Origin of the sequence: Ureibacillus chungkukjangi, from assembly GCF_044795995.1 — a bacterium.
GTDB classification, from domain to species: domain Bacteria; phylum Bacillota; class Bacilli; order Bacillales_A; family Planococcaceae; genus Ureibacillus; species Ureibacillus chungkukjangi.
On record NZ_CP085009.1, the window covers coordinates 3,848,736 to 3,868,716 of the forward strand.

Sequence of the window (19,981 nt, forward strand, 5' to 3'; positions counted from 1 at the left end):
GTTTTAAATTATTTAAAAACAGCTTCGGGAATTATTTTACGTAATAATTCCCGAAGCTGTTTATTTTCTTTCTTTTGCCCAATTAATAAATTCATCAGATGTTAAGGGTCTTGAGAAGTAATAGCCCTGAATTAGTGGGGCTTCTTCCATTGAATAAATAAAATTATATTGCTCCTCTGTCTCGACACCTTCAATAACAATTTTTAAGTTTAAAGAGTCTGACAATGTAATAATCGATTTTAAAACCGCCGAATCCTTTTCTGAATTAGAAATCCCATCTACAAAGGACTTATCAATTTTAATAGTCGATATAGGCATTCTCTTTAAATAAGAAAGCGAAGATAGTCCTGTACCAAAGTCATCTAATGCAACAGACAATCCAATTTCTCTAAACCTGTTGATGGCTGTTATGGCATGCTTAATATCATAGACAACACTTGTTTCTGTAATTTCCAATTCTATATAGCTACTATCAACATTATATTTATCAAGGTTTGTGTTAATAACCTCATAAAGTCTAGTAGAAGTTATATAAGAGCCTGGGATATTAATAGATACTTGCTCAAACTCTATTCCCTCTTCTAGCCACTGGGAAATCTGGATACATACATGCTCTATAATCCAATCCGTTAAGTCAAATACTTTATTGCCTGCTGCTTCAACGATTGGTATAAAAACACCAGGAGGAATCATTCCATTTTGCGGATGCTTCCAACGCACTAAGGCTTCTAATCCGGAGATTTTACGAGAATGAGATTGCACTTTCGGTTGATAAACTAAGAATAGTTCATTGTTAACCATTGCTTTTTCAAGATCCTCGACAATTTGTCTATCCATATTGTAGGTATGAATCTTTGGATCAAATTCAATGACATTTTCAATATAATTACTTGATGGATAGTGGAGAACAGCTAAATTATTCGCTAAAAGCTCTAAGACATTTTCCTTATCCTTCGAAGTTGAAATCGCACAAACTATATCGACCACGATTGGATAGTCTTCGATTTGTATTGGATTTTTCAGATTATCAGTAATACTTTCCATAAAGCCCTTTAATTTCTCGAAACGCTGGTCATTAAAAGCGTACACTGCAAATCGATTTCCTTCTATTCGATATAGCTTAAATGATTGCGATTTACTATTATTCTCAATGACTTCCCCAACTGCTTTTATCACTTTATCGCCAAAAACATATCCGTATTGATTAATCCATTTTTCTAGGTCCTGTATTTGAAGAATCGCAAGGCTACCCGTTGTTTTTAAATCATTCGTGTCCTTCTCAAACTGGCGTTGGTTTGGAAATAAAGTTAACGCATCGTAGTAATTTAAACGGTAATCTACAAAACGCTCTAAGATACGTGTAAGTCCAACAATAATAAATAAAAGACCTAAGGCTACTATCACAATAACAGATAAATCCATTTGGAAATCATGCATATGGTGTGTTGTTAAAAATGGTCCTTCTATGTAAAAAACAACAGAAGCCATACCAGTATAGTGCATGCTAGAAATTGCTATTCCTAACAAAATTGCTGTAATAATTTTGATTAAATGATTATTCATATGCTTTTGTAAAGTAGCAAACACAAACATAGCAATCATCGATACAACAATGGCAATGATAATCGATAAAACAAATAAAGTAGGCTTATAATAATACATTGCTTCCATTTTCATAGCTGCCATTCCTAAATAATGCATTGAAGCAATTCCAAGACCCATAATCATTCCTACAATAGAGTAAGAAAGCAGGGATTGATGCGTCGACTTATTGGCAAAATTAAATGCAATATAGGATGCAATAATCGCAGGGAGCATAGATAGTATCGTTAAAAACAGGTCATTATCCATTGGTAAAGGAAGCATAAAAGCACTCATTCCAATGAAGTGCATAGACCATATGCCAAGCCCCATTGCTACAGAAGATAGTATTAACCAAAATGATTTTGGAAAAAAACCATTATCCTGTATTCTTTGATTCATAAATAATGCAGCATATGACGCAAAACAAGCGATAAAAACAGATAAGACAATTAATGGGACAGAATACTCTCCATACAAGATGGTAATCCCTTGGGAATCAGGTATTGAAAACATGATTGAACCTCTGTTCTTTGTTAATATGTTCTTAAATTATATATGAATCACATTGAATTTTATATATTAAGTTACTAACGAATAAAAGTAATAATTTTCTGTATACCCATATATTTCTATTGATTTTTTTCCAAACAATAGAACAAGGGATTAAAGAGTAATCTTTAATCCCCGTCTATAACAATCAATATGGTTCAAACAGCTTTGCCTGCATGTGTCATTTTGAATAAACGATTTCTTATTTATTCTTCACGTTCATCTTTTGGTTCGAACGTTTTACAGCATGTATCTCGAGAATTATTTGCTTCTTCTGAAAGCTTCTCAAAATCAAAATCCGAAGCAAACTCTGTATTTTTGTTTTTAGAATGGTAATCCATATCAATCTGAATTTTATCCGCTCCACAAACATTTCCTTTTTCATGGAAAATACAGTTCGAAACCGCACAGCTTACTTCTACATTTGGCATTGCTATCCTCCTCAAAAGATTGTCATAAAGAGTAGAAAGAAGAATTTTGCAGTAATTCTTATTTACACTCTTTTCGCCTTTATTCTGTCCAAATTAATGATTTTTATTTGAAGGTGATAGAAAGTTCACAAACAAAAAACTCGGAGGGAGAATCTTCCGAGTTTTTCTATCTAAACGATATCGTTATTTAACGCTCTTATTTCCATTATTTCTTACATCTGTAGCTTTGCTATTTGACGAATCCACATTGATGTAAAGTTTGCCTGCTGCTTTAGCTCGTGTTTCATTATTAAAGCTATCAACAGCCTTCACTTCAATTTGTGCCCCATCTGCAACTGTTCCATATGGCACTGTATAATACCCCACATAATGTCCTGGGCTTTCTTCCATCATAGGTAACTCAGTAGCATTTTGCAGGCTATTGCCATTTAAATTTGTTAATGGCATATGAATCATATATGTGGCACGTAATCCTGGCTCACTATCAAATTCAATTTTAACGCTTTTACCAGTAATTAGATTTAAATTAGCGTCTGGTTTTACATTTTCTATAACAGGCGCATCAAAGTCTGCCGTTACAGTAATTGTTTCTGCTTTACGATTCCCTGCTAAATCCTGTGCGATTACCTTAATAGTATTGGTTCCACTATCAATTAACATACGGTGTGAGAATTTACCGTTTGTAACCGTAGCTTTTTGACCATTCACCTTTACAAAATCAAGATTAGCATCCTCAACTGTACCCGTTACAGTGACTGATTCACGACTAATCTTTTCACCATTTGCAGGAGCTGTAATTGTAACTGTCGGACTAGCTGTATCTAATACAACCGTAACCGGGGCAGACTCTCCAGTTGTTTTGCCATCTAGTGTAGAAGTAACTTTTAACTCGTTATTTCCTTCTGCAAGAGTTACTGGAATTTCAAATTGACCATTTTCACTTACTTCAGTAGTACCAGCAGCTTCTCCATTCAATGTTAGCTCAATTGTTGTCGTAGGAGAGGCAGTACCTGTTACAATTAATTCTGATTCATTTGTAATGAAGTTTTCAGTAGGACCTGTGATAACAGGTGTTGCTACCTCATAGCTTACACGTGCACGAATCATATAATTGCCTTCCTCAGCTGGTACTGGAGACCAAGCACCTGAGACATATTGATAGCTTCGCCCAGCGTTTGTTCCATCTTCATCTGTAGCAAGTCCAGGTGAGGATGTATTAATAGCTGATTGAATGTAAACCATGTAGAAATCACCATTTACAGCAATATTATGTTCACGTAAATCAACAACTGTCCACTCACCATTTCGAAGTGCTGTTGCATCAATAGGTCCAGCTAATTTTTTACCAGGCGTACCATTTGCTCCAGTTGCATCCCAAACCTCTACTTTAAAGTTTGTTCCTCCAGGAGTTGGCCAAGTCGTGTCCCAGAAGCGGAAGACGCCATCCGTTACAATACCGTTCTCCTCCCCTTCAGGAAGAGTCATTTTTACTGCCCAACCATTTCCTGCATCATAGTAGGCACGTGCATTTTCTCCTGTGCCATCATCATAACCAATTTCCCCACCTGGATATGTGTAGAAAGGTTCTAAAGCTATATCTTGCACTGCACCATCTGCATCAATTACTACAGAAATTTCTTGGCCACGGTATCCATTAGCCAAAACCTTTAAAGTATATGATCCTTCATAACCTGTAATTGTGTAGTTTCCGCTTGCATCTGTTGAAACAGGAGTAATGTTAGCATCCTCTACTAGAAGTAAAATTGCTCCCTCAATTGGCTCCCCAGTTTTTGCATCAGTAATAGATCCCGTAACAGAACTTTGTGGAAGCTCGTCTAATGTAAAATCAGCCGAAACTGCTTGATCTGCCTCTAATGACACAGTCTGTTCTTCTGATTCATAACCGTAAGCGCCTGCTTTTACAGTAAATGTACCTGCACTATGAGTCATAGTGTAAGTACCATCAACAGGATTTGTATAAACCGAGCGTCCTGATTCAAGTACACTTACTTGTGCACCTAGTGGAAGAAGTGTTGGATTCACGATTGCTTCAACCTCTGGCGTTTTTGCTTTGACAGGGTTTTCAGGTTTAATTTTTGCTGGATTAATAGGCGTTTGCGTTTTTGCCTTATTTTTCTCAGCAGCTTTATCTTCTTTTGTTAATTTTGCTGGCTTTTCCGTTTTAATCTTTTTAATAACCCCTAATTGGTTCTTCGTAAGGGCTGTATTCGATAATGCGACATCATCAATATACCAGCCATCACGTAAAACACTACCGTCTGAATATGCATTAAAGCCAATGTATACTCGTTGCCCTGCATAGTCTGATAAATTGATTTCTGAGCTTATCCAACCATTGGATTCTCCAGATACTTCTTGTAATTGTGTCCAGTTTTCTAAATCAGTAGAAATCACTACATGGCCAAAATCCCAAGAAAGCTCAAAATTATACCAATTCTTAAACTGTAGATAGCTATTCCCCTCCGGTAAGTCCACAGGAGGCATAATTAGTGTTGCATTCATATTATTCGCGTAAGTGCCTGCTAGATTTGTTGCATATACTTTCTCACCAGATGCAGCACTTCCTGGCCCTGAGCTTGGTGCTCCCCATTCCCAGCTATTTGCATTGCCGAATGAGCTCCAGCCAACTGGTTGTCCCTCAAAATCTTCAGAGTAGCCTGTTGAGATACCGGGATTTACTTGAATCGAGTATTCATCACTTGTTACTTCATTATTACCAAAATCATTGATTGTCCAGAAGTAAGTAAACTCGCTTCCTGTTATTAAATTTCCAGGAACAACTACTGTAAACTCACCGGATTTGTAGTCACCCGATGAACGTCCAGCTTGAATTGCTTGTACATCGCCATTTCCATCAACATAATTTAGATTTACTGATGAAACACTAATATTATCTGAAACGGAAATAGTTAATGTTAAATCCATTCCTGCATAGGTTTCACTAGGCGCTTCGTACTCAAATGTTGGCGCTTCTGTATCCTCACCCTGCTTTGTTACTTGTCCTTCAATTGTTCCAAGACCAGAAATAATAGAGGATACTGCAGAATATGCATCAACTAAGCCATATCCATATCCGTGGTTAGGAGAAGCTGGGTATTCCGAATCTGTTAAAGGTGTTGCTGTTTCTAGAAGAATTTCTTCCATTTCATCAACTGTAATGTTTGAATTTACTTGACGCAGAAGTGCTGCAACACCAGCTACAGCCGGCCCAGCCATGGATGTACCGTTCCATCCACCTTCATAACCGCCACCAGGTACAGAAGAACGAATGTTAACCCCTGGAGCCGAAATATCTGGTTTGATTTCCTCATAAGGTGATGGACCACGTAGGGAGAAGCTTGCTACTTTGTTGTTAATATCAATTGCCCCTGTAGCAAAGGATTCTGGGTAGTTGGCAGGAGCAGCTACAGATCCAGGTCCTCCTGGGTTGAAAAGCGTTGTGTTTCCAGCTGAGAATTCAGGGAAAATTTCTGCTGCACGCCAGCTAATTACAACATCTCGATACCACTCATCAAGTCCAGGTCCTCCACCCCAAGAGTTATTTACAACATCCGGAGCTAAATCCACTCGAATATTTCCTTCAGAATCTGTTGGAGCTAAAATCCATTCGGCTGCTTCTAGTAAATCTGCATCTGTACCTCCTGCAGGTGTAAATGCTTTAACTGAAATATATTCCGCCCCGGGTGCTACACCAATTTGGTTTGAGCCATTCGGTTCACTACCAACCACTGTTCCAGTAACGTGGGTACCATGCCCATCGTCATCATACGGCTCTGACTGTCCTGCTGTAGCATCAAACCAGTTAAAATCATGGTCTACTTCACCTGTTGCTTCATTGTAGCCTCGGTATTTTTCCTTTAGTGCTGGGTGATCCCAATCAACACCCGTATCGATAACTGCTACAACAGTTCCCGAACCATCGATCCCCATCTCCCAAACTTCTGGAGCTTTTACTCGAGAAACGTTCCATTCAACATTCGCCACATCTGCAGCAGGAGCCTTAGCTTCCTTTGTTTTTGTTGTAACTAATTTTCTAGTTTCATTGGGAAGAACTTTTTCTACCTCTGAATAGCCTGCAATTTTTTCGGCAATTTCTTTTGTTGCTGTTACTGCCATCCCATTCACCACATAATAGGAATCAAACTCTGAAACCGCTCCTTTTTTCTTTTCTTGCTCAAGAAACTTTATAACAGATGCTTGCGAATCGATGGAGGTAGCCTTCAGCTCAGAAACAACTGCAGAGCGTTGGACAAGCTTCGTATTTTGAGCAGATAGATTTTTGTCCGCTGCTGTTTTGCGTGCCTGTGCTGCAACCTTTTGAGGATCTGCTTTTTCCTTGAATTTAACCAGGAATGTAACCTTTTCTTCGTCCTTAAAATCCGTTAGTAATCGGTCGCTAATTTTATCCTTCGCCAAAACATTCGATACGCTTGATTGTTTTAAAGACTCGTGTAACTTATTTACTTCCTTCGCACTTGCTACATTTGGTGCAATTAATGATACTGTCATAAGTAAAGAAGCAGTAATACTTAAAATCTTGGTTGAACGTTTCGTTTTCATAATCTCTCCCCCTTCCAAATTAACAACAACCTGCTCCCCTTTTCGTATAAACAAATCTAACTCTCCCTCCATTACGAGAATCTAAGGTTCACAGCAACCACAGATGTTCTTAACCGTTCTAGTTGTAAAAACTACTATATAGAATTGAAAGTATATTGTTTGTCTAAATTTGTAAATTCTCTTCCATCATTTTGAAATTTAAATAATTGTATCTATTTGGAAATAGTATTTTTAAGTAATAAGAGGGAAAAGAGATAGTCCAAAATTACTTTAAATCGATTTAAAACATAGATTTAAAATTTAAATTTGTATATGAAATTAAAAAATGAATCCTTAAACCTACCGTTCTACTAAATTACAAATTTCGCAAATCCGTATTTTGGCTGTTTGAAAGAAAAAAGCACTAATTATTATTTCGAAATTTTAACAAGGCAGTTTTTTATTAGTAGCTCTCTTGGTTTACGTTAAGCCCTTTTAACTAATTGATTTTGTTATGTATGAATTATTAATCTTCAATCTGACCTTAAAACTTTTTAAGAAAGTGATACTTTTTTAAATACCAGACCTCTGTTATTGTTATCTGTAAATTCCTAATAGTAAGGACGGATCGTTGAGATGCAAAAAACACTAGATTATTCAAGCTCACGTAATAAAACCTTTGATTTGATTATTTCAGCACTACTAATTTCTCTTGTATTTGTTTCAACAGTCTTCTTAAATATCAAGCTTCCAATTGGAGGACAGGGTGGTTTAGTCCATCTTGGTACGGGCATGCTCTTCATAGCTTCTATTATGTTCGGTCCTAAAAAGGGTGCACTTGCAGGTAGCTTGGGTATGGGGTTATTTGATTTAATGTCAGGCTGGACAATTTGGGCACCAGGTACAATTATCGCTCGCGGCTTGCAGGGGTATATCGTTGGGAAAATTGCTTGGTCAAAAGGTAGAAATGGGAATAGCATAGGCTTTAACCTATTTGGGATGATGGTATCAATCCCTGTAATGGTAGTAGTCTACTATCTTTACGAATCAATTATCTTTGGCAACTGGATTATTCCTTTAGGTTCAATCCCTGGTAACCTTGTACAAAACGCAGTAGGAATGGTAATTGCCATCCCAGTATGTCTTGTATTAAAGAAAACGCCATTATTTAAATAATCTTCTAAACTAGAAAAAGGAGAGAGCTTAATAGTCTGCTCTCTCCTTTCTTTATACGATTATTCACTCTACCAGGCTGCTATCATTCCATCTGTTCTTGATTCCGTTCCTCCGGCAAGGACGCCAGTTTGTGGATTTCTCCAAATGATTTGCCCACGTCCAAAGCTGCCACCATCAGGCAACACTTCAATTTCATGCCCTTTTCTTTGTAATGCCTGCACTAGATAATTTGGAAATTCAGGTTCCACTTGTACCTTCTTTCCGCCAATCCATTGCCATCTTGGCATATCGAGTGCTGCTTGTGGATTCAATAGAAAATCGATTGTATTTGATACTACCTGAAAATGGCCTTGAGGTTGCATATAACCTCCCATTACCCCAAATGGACCTACTGCTTCTTTGTCCTTCGTCATAAATCCTGGAATAATCGTGTGATATGTACGTTTCCCAGGCTTTAAAAAGTTTGGATGATTTTCTTCTAATGTAAAATCTGCCCCTCGATTTTGCAGGCTGATACCGGTACCAGGAATTACGATACCCGAGCCAAATCCCATGTAGTTACTTTGGATGAATGACACCATATTCCCTTCATCATCTGCAGTAGCTAAATAGACAGTTCCACCTGATGGCAGCTCATAGGGCTTTGGATCAATTGCTTTATCGTTAACTTCCTTTGCACGGATTGCAGCATAATCCTTTGATAGTAAATGCTCCACACTAACCGGCATCTCTTTTTGCTCCGTGATATACGCTTGCCCATCTGTAAACGCTAGTTTCATAGCCTCGATTTGCTGATGGTAGGTCTCTGCGCTTTGCCATTTAGGCTCCTCTAGCTGTTCGAAAATATTTAAGGCCATTAAAGCCACCATTCCTTGACCGTTCGGAGGGATTTCCCAAACCTCATACCCTCGATAGCTGGTAGATATCGGTTTAACCCACTCTACCTGATAAGAGGCTAGATCACTTTTTCTCAGGAATCCTCCATACTCAATCATGAAGTCCTCCATTTTTTGAGCTAGTTCACCTTCATAAAAGTCTCTGGCATCTGTTTTAGCAATGGCTCTTAATGTATCTGCATGACCTTGTGAGCGCCATATATCGCCAATTTCAGGAGGACGGCCATTCGGTGCAAAGGTGTCGAACCAATGAGCAAATTCTGGACCTTCCAATCTTTTATAAGCATTATAGGCTCTGCCCCAATATTTTCCGAGAATCGGTGTTAAAGGATATCCTTCCTCTGCATAGGAAATAGCGGGCTGTAGGGTCTCTTCCAGTGAAAGTCGACCAAACTTTTTAGAAAGCTCTGCCCATGCAGCAGGTGTACCAGGTACTGTAATCGGGGTAAGCCCCATTTTAGGCATCTTTTCATGTCCAAGAGCCTTAACTGCCTCTGCAGTCAGTAATTCTGGAGAAGGGCCTGATGCATTTAGTCCATGAAGCTCTCCTTTTACCCAAACGAGAGCAAATGCATCTCCGCCAATACCATTTGAAGTAGGTTCTAAAACAGTAAGTGCTGCTGCAGTAGCAATGGCTGCATCAATTGCATTGCCACCTTTTTTAAGTATATCAAGCCCGGCTTGAGCTGCTAATGGTTGTGATGTTGCGACCATTCCCCTTTTTGCAAAAACAGTATGCCTTTGGGATGGGAATGGATGATTTAAATAATCCATTGTTTCACTCCTTCTTAATAATTGAAGTTAGCCATCAATTTAAGAGAGAGTACAATTAAGACAGATGTACTGGAATCGCCCGATTGAGAATCATTTCATCTTCTTTGACAATAGTGTCATAAGCTAAAATCTGTACACCTGCTTGAGCAGCAAATAGTAATGCATCCGCAAATTTAGGGTCAGTTTCTCGGTTAGGTACGAAATACTCGCAGCCCTTCAATTGCACGACTAAAAGAATCGTGCAGCTGTATCCTTCTTGGACTGCTTTTGCTAATTCAAGGACATGCTTCGTTCCTCTAGTAGTCGGTGCATCTGGAAACATAGCAATTCCATCTCTTTCAAGAGTAACACCCTTTACTTCAATGAAGCCCTTTTGTTCACCCTGTTCAAAATATAGATCGAAGCGAGATGCCCCATAAGTAACTTCTCTTTTAAGGGTACTTACATTGCCAAGTTCAGAAATCTTCCCTTCAAGCAGCGCTTCAAAAGCCACCTTATTGGGCGCTTGTGAATCAATATTAACCCATTGACCCTGCTTATTTACGGCTATAAGTGAAAACTTAGTCTTTCGTTCTGGGTTTTTACTTCTCTCTAAAAGAACGTCTGCATCGGGAAGAAAAAGCTCCTTTAAGCGTCCTGTATTCTTAATATGTACTCGCTCTATTTGATCTTCGATGATAACCTCGGCTATAAATCGGTTCATACGCTTACAAAACTGACCACGTATAATTTCACCATACTTCATATATTTCCACTTCCTAAATACTTTTTCCTCTATTATGACGGATTTAATCGAAAAACGCTTAAACCTTTCATCAAAAAAACTCCCGTAGAACATACGGGAGTAAAATGCAATACTGTTTACAATTTCTTTGAAACCTCATTTAATTGCTGCTTTGCTTGCTCTAAAAGCTCTTTATTTTGTTCAACAGTATCCAAATGCTCGTTTTGTTGAACTGCATTTTGCAATGCATTTTCTGCATGTTCTATTGAATTGAAGGCATGCTCAATCGCTATTTCTTGTGGATGGGACATCGCTTGTTTTACCGCACGATCTACTCTTTGAACAGAGTTACTAAATAACGTACTTGGATGGTCTTGTTTCCAGCTTGTATCTGAATGTTTAGCCAATTTTGCATCTTCCCTTCATACAGAATTAGATAACACGACGTTTATCTAGACTTAGTATTGTAATAAGACAAGAAAATATGCACAACTTAAAGGGAAGAAAATATTGAGAAATTGATGCACTAATATTGATGTTTTTAAAACTATTAGAACCTTTGGAGTCCTATTCAGAAATTGAAGATTTTGCAAAAAACCTTATCTCAAATTTTGAGTAGGGATTTTTAAAAGGTTCCTATTTCAAGCGTTCTACAAAATATTTTAAAATACGTGCTGTCAGTCCCCAAATCGTATAGCCTTCATAATCAAAAAACCATTCTTCAATCGCACGGGCTCTCCATTGATATTCGGCACCATTCATAATTTTATGGAACGGAAAATCAGAGGATGGACGTGGTTCAATTGAAACTAAATGGCAATAGGGCTTGCAATTCAATAACCATTTGAGCGGAACGGTGAACACCTCTTCTACTTCATCCTGATTATAAGAATCCAATGGATAAGTATGAAGAATAGCCACAAATGGATAAACAACAAAAGAAGAAGACGTGATAAAAGGGCTCAAGCTAGCAAGTATCTCAATCGAATCTGGGTTAACTCCTAGCTCTTCATAGGTTTCCCTTATAGCAGCTGCTTCAGGTGAGGCATCAGTCGGGTCAATTTTACCTCCAGGAAAGCTAATATCTCCAGGCTGTTTTCTCATCCTCAATGAGCGAACCTCGAAAACAACATGCCATTCTTCCTCAATTTGTACTAATGGAATCAAGACCGCCGAACGAAATGCTGTATCCTCTCCTATAAATAGGGGCTGATTGCGATTTAATTGCTCCCTCAGTTTATCTTCACCCATAATATTTCCCCCAACTTTACTTTCTCTCTTCTATCGTATCATGACAACAGAACGGTTAGAAGATTTCTCAGGTGATAATTATAACTTTAAAATCGATTTTAAGATGAATGAGGATATACGATTTATATTCAATTGGTTCTCGGTTCATTTTCAAACGAACCACAAAATTAGACTTTGTCTTTGGAGCAATTTTATTCAAAACTTTTAGATTCCCTTACAAAGCTTCGAACAAATTAATATTCCTTTTCGAGCTTACAACCTCAAATGCAAAATTAGCTTATTTTTGATAAATCTTGCTCAATCAAACTATTAGATAGCTGTTTTTTGTTATAAATCAATGATTTGACCGGGCAAAAATATCGCTTTTTTCGAAAAAACTTGAAATAATGAGTTCGTACAAATGAATAACCCTATAGATTATCGGACACTTTAAAGTAGATTCATTTGTCCTTTTTTGTTGAATAAAGTTTGCATTTTAGGATTGCAAGCTACTATGCAGCTATTTTGTTTGTTTCGATGAGGAGGTTCAAGAAATTGAATCAAAAAAGTGAAGTAAAAATTATTCCATTATTAGTTATTGCCATAATAGGAGCAATTATTTGGTTTATTCCCGCGCCTGGAGATTTACCAATACAAGCCTGGCATTTATTTGCTATCTTTGTTGCCACTATTATTGGGCTGATTATAAAGCCAATTCCGATGGGAAGTATGGCTATTTTAGCTTTAACGGTTATTACCGTTACAAACACCTTAACTCTACAGGAGGCATTAAGTGGATTCCAAAACTCAACAATCTGGTTAATTGTTATTGCATTCTTCATTTCCAGAGGTTTTATTAAAACGGGACTTGGTACACGTGTTGCTTACCTCTTTGTTCGATTGTTTGGTAAAAAGACTTTAGGATTATCCTATTCCCTGATTGCGAGTGATTTAATTCTTTCCCCAGCAATGCCGTCAAATACAGCGCGTGCAGGCGGAATTTTACTACCGATCATTCGTTCATTATCAGAAACATATGGTTCACGAACTGGTGATGGCACAGAAAGAAAAATTGGTGCCTTTTTAACAACAACTTCCTTCCAGGCTAATATGATTACATCTGCCATGTTCTTAACTGCAATGGCGGCCAACCCTCTTGCTGCCAAAATGGCGGAGGAAATTGCAGGCGTACAAATTACGTGGGTCGGCTGGATGGTTGCGGCAATCGTTCCAGGGCTCCTTAGCTTAATCGTAGTACCCTTTGTGATTTATAAAATTTACCCGCCTGAAGTGAAAGAGACCCCTTCTGCAGCAGTAGAAGCTACAAAAAAACTTGAGGAAATGGGTCCTTTAAAAAAAGCAGAATGGTATATGATTGGCATTTTTGTTCTCTTAATCGTTCTATGGATATTCGGCTCACGCATCAATCTCGATACGACTGTTACGGCATTTATCGGTTTAGTACTCTTACTACTAACTCAGGTGTTAACATGGTCAGATATTAAGCAAGAGCAGGGGGCATGGGATACATTAATTTGGTTCTCAGTCTTGGTCATGATGGCTATGTTCTTAAATAGTACAGGGATGATTCCTTGGTTCAGTGAAATGGTTCAAGGTATGATTGGTGAAACCTCTTGGATGCTAGCACTAATAGTACTTGCGATTGTCTATTTCTATTCTCATTACTTTTTTGCTAGTAATACCGCGCATGTGAGTGCCATGTATGCAGCATTTTTATCTGTTATGGTAGTTGCTGGTGCGCCACCATTAGTAGCAGCATTACTCCTTGCATTTTTCAGTAACCTTTTCGGCTGTTTAACTAATTACGGCAGCGGACCTGCTCCCGTTTTCTTTGGGACAGGCTATGTAACACAGGAAAAATGGTGGGGAATCGGTCTTGTCATCTCCATCATCCACATTGTGATTTGGCTAGTTATCGGCGGATTATGGTGGAAAATACTTGGACTTTGGTAAATTAAATTCTTTATAAACCGTAGATGAGCTGGAGTAATTTCTAGTTTATTTACGGTTTTTTTGTGTTTTAAGTGGCAAGCCTATCATTTTGTCTTCACTCGTGCACTATCAATATTTCAATCTCTTTCATTTTTCAGAATTTTCGTTACAAATAGTAGAACATTCGTTATAATAGCGAGTAAATAATGTAGGGAGTTGATTTACATGAAACAACAAGATCTTAATGCACATAATGATTTGCAAATCCAGTCCAATCACCAAGAAAATGTGTTACTTGTTATTGATGGTGTACGCCAATATGGTCGATTTAAAGTGAGACCTCATGATGCTGATCCTTTGGACGAGTCATCTAAAATCCCAAGAGCTCTACGCCGTTTTCGTCTAAAGGAATGGGTTGGTTTCACACTGTTCCATCCGGAAATTTCGTCATCCATGATTCTACAGGAGGCGCATTACCTGGCAAGCTCAGAAATCTATGTACGCGACAAACAAGGAATGGTTGAGCACAGCCGTAATGTCCGTGGTGGATCACTAAATCTCCCTCATGTATTGTTCCCAAGTAAACCATTCATTGACGCTAAAGGCTACCGAATTGCTTATGACTGGGCGGAAAAACCGGAAGGTATTCACCGAATTCGCGTATCAGTTGACGCTTCACCAAATCAGGAAGCGATTAAAATGGACCTTGAGCTTGATGGTTCCACAGCTTCGGGGCCATTATCTGTGAGTTCACCATTACCAGGAGGATCGATGTACACTCATAAGGTAGCTTACCCGGCATCTGGCACGGTAACTGTTGGAGATCGTACATACATTTTTGATCCAACTCGTGATTTGGCTGTACTCGATGAACATCGCACTGCTCTTCCATACCGAACTACTTGGCTATGGGGAACCTTTGCCGGCATTACACCAGATGGTATTGCTGGTGCAAACTTTGCCCAACGACCAATTGTGCCCGGAACGGATGAAGAGTCTTGCCTATGGACACCGGGTGAATGTGAAGCACTTTCGGATATTACTTTCGTTCAGGAATCCAGCGATCCACTAGCAAAATGGCGCATGACTTCAGCTGATGGCAGACTGGATGTAACTTTTACGCCAGAAGATCGCAAGGACGTTAAGCACCAGCTTGTCCTCGCATCTATCGACTACTGGCAAATGGTTGGAACTTATTCCGGTACAGTGGCCGGCATTGAAGTAAACAATATGCGTGGTGTATGTGAGTCCATGAAAGCTCGCCTTTAAATGAAAGCGGTTAATTTAAAAACTGGAGCTATTCCTTCTAGCCTCCAGTTTTTCTTTTACCTATAAAAAGAAAATACCCAACAAACAAATTCGTCTGTTGGGTGTTCACTATTATAAACCGATTGAGAACAAAATAACCGCTAGAATTGCACCGATTAATGGAACAACCACCGTTAATGCCCCAAACATTGGATAGGCATCCTTGTGGGTTTCTCCAGCTATCGAGCGAATCGTTGTTACAACATAGCCTCCAGATGGAAGTGAATCCAAGGAACCTGAGGATATTGCTACAGTACGGTGTAAGGCATCTGCGTTTACACCCATATCTAAATAGTGTGGTGCCAATAATGGTAATGCGATAGCCTGACCGCCTGAAGATGAACCGGTTAACCCGGCAATAACCGCAACAGCTAACGCTCCACCGATCAATGGGCTTCCAGGTATATCCGTCATAAACCCTACCGCTTGCTTAAAGGCTTCGGTTGCCTTTACTACTCCACCAAAGCCTACGACAGCAGAAGTATTTGCAATCGCAATTATCGCCCCCATTGTACCATCTGTAATCGCTTTTCCGACATTCGTGAAGTATTTGCGATTAATCAAATATGTAGCAATAGATCCACTGGTTAAAGCAATAATTAGTGCCGACTGCTTTAAGGAATCGTGGAATATAAATGATATTACTAATACGACGACTAAAGGAATTAGACTAAGGAATGGATTTGGTAGTTCCTCTCTAACCTCATGATGGTCTGTTTCTCTTTCAATAAATGTTTCACCGTTATTAACAGCTTTTTGAATAACCTTTGTTAACCACCAGTAACCAAAAATCATCATAAATACAGCTACAATTAAGCTGACTTGCCAGCCTGCATAAGCATTCGTTCCTAGATATTCGATAGGAATCCAGTTCTGGATTTCAGGTGAACCTGCAGAAGTCATTGTAAAGGTTGTCGAACCAAATGCAAGCGCCGCTGGAATAAATCTCCTTGGTAGATTTGCCTCTTTAAATAAACTTAATGCCATTGGGTAAACCGAGAAGGCAACTACAAACAAGCTAACCCCACCGTAAGTTAATACGGCACAGGCAATGATAATTGCTAGAGCTGCGCGCTTCATTCCAATTTTCGAGACAATCCACTTTGAAATACTCTCGGCTGCACCGCTGTCTTCCATGACCTTACCAAATATAGCTCCAGTTAAGAACATTAAATACCAGGAGGCTATAAAGCCCGAAAACCCGGTCATATAGTTCGTTAAAAAGTTTGCTGCACCTTCCTCAGCGAGCTGTGGAAATAGCGGCAGTCCATTTAACAAAGTAACGAATAGTGCTGATAATGGGGCTACAATTAGTAAGTTCATCCCCTTCATGGTTAAGTAGATTAGTAATGCTAATCCACCAAATAACCCAATAAATCCCAAAACCATGTGTTCACCCCTTAATAGTTATAGAAATGCTTATGCTTTTTTGCCATAGCGACGCACACGTAATAGAGCTTGCTCTGCGTGTCCTGCAAAGTTCTCTAGCTGACATAAACGAGCGGCATATTCACCGATATAAGCAGAAGCCTCTTCTGTTACCTTTTGATAAGTTACTGTTTTGATGAATTTCCCTACCCAAAGACCACCTGTATAACGTGCAGCGCCTTTTGTTGGAAGCGTATGGTTTGTACCGATCACCTTGTCACCATAGGCAACGTTAGTTTCTGGTCCTAAGAATAGACAGCCATAATTTTTCATATTTTCTAAGAAGTAATCAGGATTTTCTGTTAAAATCTCCACGTGTTCGAAAGCTAATTTATCTGCCTCTACCACCGCTTCTTCTAAACTATCAACTAACAAAATTTGACCATAGTCTTCCCAAGAAATACGTGCCACATCAGCAGTCGGTAATACTTGAAGCTGTCTTTCGATTTCTTCAATCGTTTCCTGTGCTAACTTTTCAGAAGTTGTAATTAATGCACCAGGTGAAGTTGGTCCGTGTTCACCCTGACCAAGTAAATCTGTAGCAATGATTTCAGCATCTGATGTCTCATCTGCTACTACTAATGTTTCAGTTGGACCTGCAAATAAATCGATTCCAACGCGTCCGAATAATTGACGTTTGGCCTCAGCAACAAATGCATTACCGGGTCCAACAATCATATCAACAGATTCGATTGTTTCTGTACCGATTGCCATTGCTGCCATTGCTTGAATTCCACCTAAAAGATAGATTTCATCTGCTCCTGCTAGATACATAGCAGCAATTGTTGCGTTTGGTACTTCACCGTTAATTGGTGGTGTACATGCTATAACACGTTTTACACCGGCAACCTTAGCTGTAAGAACACTCATATGTGCAGACGCAACCATTGGGTAACGTCCTCCTGGAATATAGCAGCCTACACTGCTTACAGGAATATTTTTATGACCCAAAATAACACCAGGAATATTTTCTACTTCTACATCACTTAAAGAAGCTAATTGAGCTTCAGCAAATGCTTGGATATTTTTTTGAGCAAATTTAATGTCTTCAATTGTTTCTTCAGGAACCTTTGCAACGATTTCACGAATTTGTTCTTCAGATAATCGGAATGATTCTGGAGACCATTTATCGAATTTCTCGGAATATTCACGTACAGCTACGTCTCCTCGATTTTCGATATCTTGAATTGCATTTGCTACGATTTTTGTTACTTCTAAATCATTCTTTGAAACTTCCTCTTTTGATTTACCAGCTTTGATTACCTTTACCATTAACAATTCCTCCTCATGAGTGGTGAATACGCTTACACAACGTATTGAAAGCGTGTTCAAAAATATTAAAAGAACTAGTGCCTAAAAAATGAATACGTATGCAAAAGCTTCTAAAAAATAAACGTATCCACAAGTTTATGAATACGTATGCAATTAATCTATAACACTAGAATATTCTGATAATAACAAATTGTCAATACCCTTATGTTGTTTTTCTCTCGATTAGCTCTCCATTTATCTCTATATTGCCGATTCTATCTGTGTACTCCTCTATTTCAGAAATGATGTAAGAAACGGTTTCTTTGGCCATTTGTGCGATTGGCTGCTCCCACGTGGTTAAATTATAGATTGGCCAAGCCGCCATTTCGATATTATCAAAGCCAATTACCTTAGTTTTTGCTGGTACATCGATTGATTGCTCACGAAGCGCATCTAACACACCTAATGCCATAATATCATTTGCTACAAAAAATGCAGATGGTATATCCCCAGCCTGTATAATCTCTTTCGCTGTTTTAAAGCCTCCATCATAGGAATAATCCGAATGATAAATCTTATATGGCACCTTATTTTCTGCTAACATTTCCGAAAAGCCTTTTTCACGTTCGATACTTGTGGATGTATTTCGTGCACCTGAAATATAGGCCATATCTTTGCAGCCTTTTTCTATTAAAAATTTGGCAATCTGACGGCTTGCCTCTAAATTGTTTGTACCTACCGAAAAGAAGTTTGGCTCTTCCACTTTTCGATTAAATAAAACTACCGGGATTTTATTGTTTTTGAATTCCTCTATTACCTTTAGCGAAAGCGTAGCGTCCGTAATTATCACTCCTGCCACATGATAATGTAAAAGCATTTCTATATCTTCTTTTTGAATCTCATCATGGTTTGTGTGAACAAACAAAATCGTATAGCCAAGCTCATTAAAATGCGTAGTAAACTCCTGTAAAACCTGTGGATAGAACGGGTTATGAACGCCCTTCATCACAAGACCAATTAGCCTCGTTTTGTTTGTAATTAAACTACGAGCAAACTCATTCGGAACATACCCTAATTCCTCAGCCGCAGCCAACACCTTCTTACGTGTTTTCTCTGAAACTGAAGCTCCCCCAAAAAAGACTCTGGAAACTGAAGATTGTGATACTCCTGCAAGCTTAGCTACATCCCTAGCATTAATTCCATTACTCATAATCCATCCATTCCTACCCTCATCAAATCAATAATTATAGTAAATTATACACCAACGCAGCATTTTACTAATAGTAGAATGTTAAAGCAAGCGAATATCAGGGAATCAAAATAAATGATAGATTATTTTATAAAGACTATACTAACAACTAATTTCTAGTGAAACAAAGGAGTGAGTCAAGTTGAGTAATAAAGAAGACTTAAAACAAGAAATTTTAAAAGCCTATCATTTTAGACATGCTACTAAGGAATTTGATGCTAACAAGGTAATATCCGATGACGATTTTCGCTTTATTTTAGAAACAGGTCGATTATCACCTAGTTCCTTTGGTTTTGAGCCATGGCGCTTTGTTGTAGTGCAAAGCTCCGAGCTTCGTGAAAAAATTAAAAACTCATCATGGGGAGCGTTCAGCAAGCTTCCAGATGCAAGTCACTTTGTCATTATCCTAGCTAGAACAAAGCTTGACACAATGTACAATTCGGATTATTTACAGGATCACTTAAGAAATGTTACCCATTTCCCTGAGGAGCATTTAGCGACCTTTTTAGAACGCGTGGAAGAGTTCCAAAGAGATGATTTCAAATTATTAGATGGAGCTCGCCATATTTTTGACTGGGCATGTAAGCAAACCTATGTCGCACTTGGCAATATGATGACCGCTGCTGCTCAAATCGGCATCGATTCCTGCCCGATTGAAGGCTTTAATATTGAAAAAATGAATCAGCTTCTTGCTGACGAAGCCTTGTTGGAGGATGGACATTTTGGCATTTCTGTCATGGTAGCCTTTGGTTATCGTACAAATGATCCTCGTCCAAAAACTCGCAGACCCTTTGATGATGTTGTGAAATGGGTGGAATAATAATTTCCTTGCTTTTTAGGAAATGATTGGATAAAATCAATTTAATTT

General features: G+C 38.6%; 14 protein-coding genes. 4 read left to right on the top strand and 10 right to left on the bottom strand.

Annotated features, from left to right (window positions below):
* Positions 1 to 60: 60 nt before the first annotated feature.
* From LG296_RS19040 to LG296_RS19050, 3 genes are all read right to left on the bottom strand, one after another.
* Positions 61 to 2,097 carry an EAL domain-containing protein gene (locus LG296_RS19040; protein ID WP_107932185.1) on the bottom strand — a complete coding sequence of 679 codons (2,037 nt, stop codon included), beginning with the start codon at positions 2,095 to 2,097 and terminating at the stop codon, positions 61 to 63.
* 242 nt (positions 2,098 to 2,339) lie between these two features.
* A complete protein-coding gene (locus LG296_RS19045; protein ID WP_107932183.1) occupies positions 2,340 to 2,564 on the bottom strand; it encodes a DUF1540 domain-containing protein in 225 nt (74 codons plus the stop codon).
* A gap of 183 nt (positions 2,565 to 2,747) precedes the next feature.
* On the bottom strand, positions 2,748 to 7,145 hold the full coding sequence (locus LG296_RS19050) for a S8 family serine peptidase (RefSeq protein ID WP_107932410.1): 4,398 nt from the start codon (positions 7,143 to 7,145) through the stop codon (positions 2,748 to 2,750).
* Positions 7,146 to 7,760: 615 nt separating this feature from the next.
* On the opposite strand from LG296_RS19050, the gene LG296_RS19055 reads away from it, so the two are divergent.
* Positions 7,761 to 8,300, top strand: a complete 540-nt coding sequence (locus LG296_RS19055; RefSeq protein ID WP_107932182.1) for an ECF transporter S component — start codon at positions 7,761 to 7,763, stop codon at positions 8,298 to 8,300.
* Between the two features lie 68 nt (positions 8,301 to 8,368).
* On the opposite strand, the gene LG296_RS19060 is transcribed toward LG296_RS19055, so the two are convergent.
* The 4 genes from LG296_RS19060 to LG296_RS19075 form a co-directional block, all read right to left on the bottom strand.
* On the bottom strand, positions 8,369 to 9,970 hold the full coding sequence (locus LG296_RS19060) for a gamma-glutamyltransferase family protein (protein WP_404427256.1): 1,602 nt from the start codon (positions 9,968 to 9,970) through the stop codon (positions 8,369 to 8,371).
* Between the two features lie 55 nt (positions 9,971 to 10,025).
* Entirely contained in the window at positions 10,026 to 10,715 is a 690-nt protein-coding gene (sfsA, locus tag LG296_RS19065; protein WP_107932178.1) for a DNA/RNA nuclease SfsA, read from the bottom strand.
* Between the two features lie 116 nt (positions 10,716 to 10,831).
* Positions 10,832 to 11,101 (bottom strand): hypothetical protein, encoded by a 270-nt coding sequence (locus LG296_RS19070; protein ID WP_107932176.1) that lies wholly within the window; start codon positions 11,099 to 11,101, stop codon positions 10,832 to 10,834.
* Positions 11,102 to 11,330: 229 nt separating this feature from the next.
* Complete coding sequence (locus tag LG296_RS19075) at positions 11,331 to 11,945, bottom strand: CoA pyrophosphatase (protein ID WP_107932174.1); 615 nt, start codon at positions 11,943 to 11,945, stop codon at positions 11,331 to 11,333.
* Between the two features lie 516 nt (positions 11,946 to 12,461).
* Between LG296_RS19075 and LG296_RS19080 the strand changes: the two genes are divergently transcribed.
* Together LG296_RS19080 and LG296_RS19085 are read left to right on the top strand one after the other, a co-directional pair.
* The gene (locus LG296_RS19080; RefSeq protein ID WP_107932408.1) at positions 12,462 to 13,898 is read left to right on the top strand and encodes an anion permease; all 1,437 of its coding nucleotides are present in this window, start codon (positions 12,462 to 12,464) and stop codon (positions 13,896 to 13,898) included.
* Between the two features lie 204 nt (positions 13,899 to 14,102).
* Positions 14,103 to 15,146: a DUF2804 domain-containing protein gene (locus tag LG296_RS19085; protein ID WP_107932172.1), complete on the top strand. Its 1,044-nt coding sequence runs from the start codon at positions 14,103 to 14,105 to the stop codon at positions 15,144 to 15,146.
* Positions 15,147 to 15,257: 111 nt separating this feature from the next.
* On the opposite strand, the gene LG296_RS19090 is transcribed toward LG296_RS19085, so the two are convergent.
* The 3 genes from LG296_RS19090 to LG296_RS19100 all read right to left on the bottom strand — a co-directional run bounded on the left by LG296_RS19090 (position 15,258) and on the right by LG296_RS19100 (position 19,074).
* Positions 15,258 to 16,574 carry a GntP family permease gene (locus tag LG296_RS19090; protein WP_107932170.1) on the bottom strand — a complete coding sequence of 439 codons (1,317 nt, stop codon included), beginning with the start codon at positions 16,572 to 16,574 and terminating at the stop codon, positions 15,258 to 15,260.
* A gap of 30 nt (positions 16,575 to 16,604) precedes the next feature.
* Positions 16,605 to 17,885, bottom strand: a complete 1,281-nt coding sequence (gene hisD, locus LG296_RS19095; RefSeq protein WP_107932169.1) for a histidinol dehydrogenase — start codon at positions 17,883 to 17,885, stop codon at positions 16,605 to 16,607.
* Between the two features lie 202 nt (positions 17,886 to 18,087).
* A complete protein-coding gene (locus tag LG296_RS19100) occupies positions 18,088 to 19,074 on the bottom strand; it encodes a LacI family DNA-binding transcriptional regulator (RefSeq protein WP_107932167.1) in 987 nt (328 codons plus the stop codon).
* Positions 19,075 to 19,255: 181 nt separating this feature from the next.
* Here LG296_RS19100 and LG296_RS19105 point away from each other — a divergent pair, with 181 nt between their 5' ends.
* Positions 19,256 to 19,933: an NAD(P)H-dependent oxidoreductase gene (locus tag LG296_RS19105; protein WP_107932165.1), complete on the top strand. Its 678-nt coding sequence runs from the start codon at positions 19,256 to 19,258 to the stop codon at positions 19,931 to 19,933.
* Positions 19,934 to 19,981 lie beyond the last annotated feature (48 nt).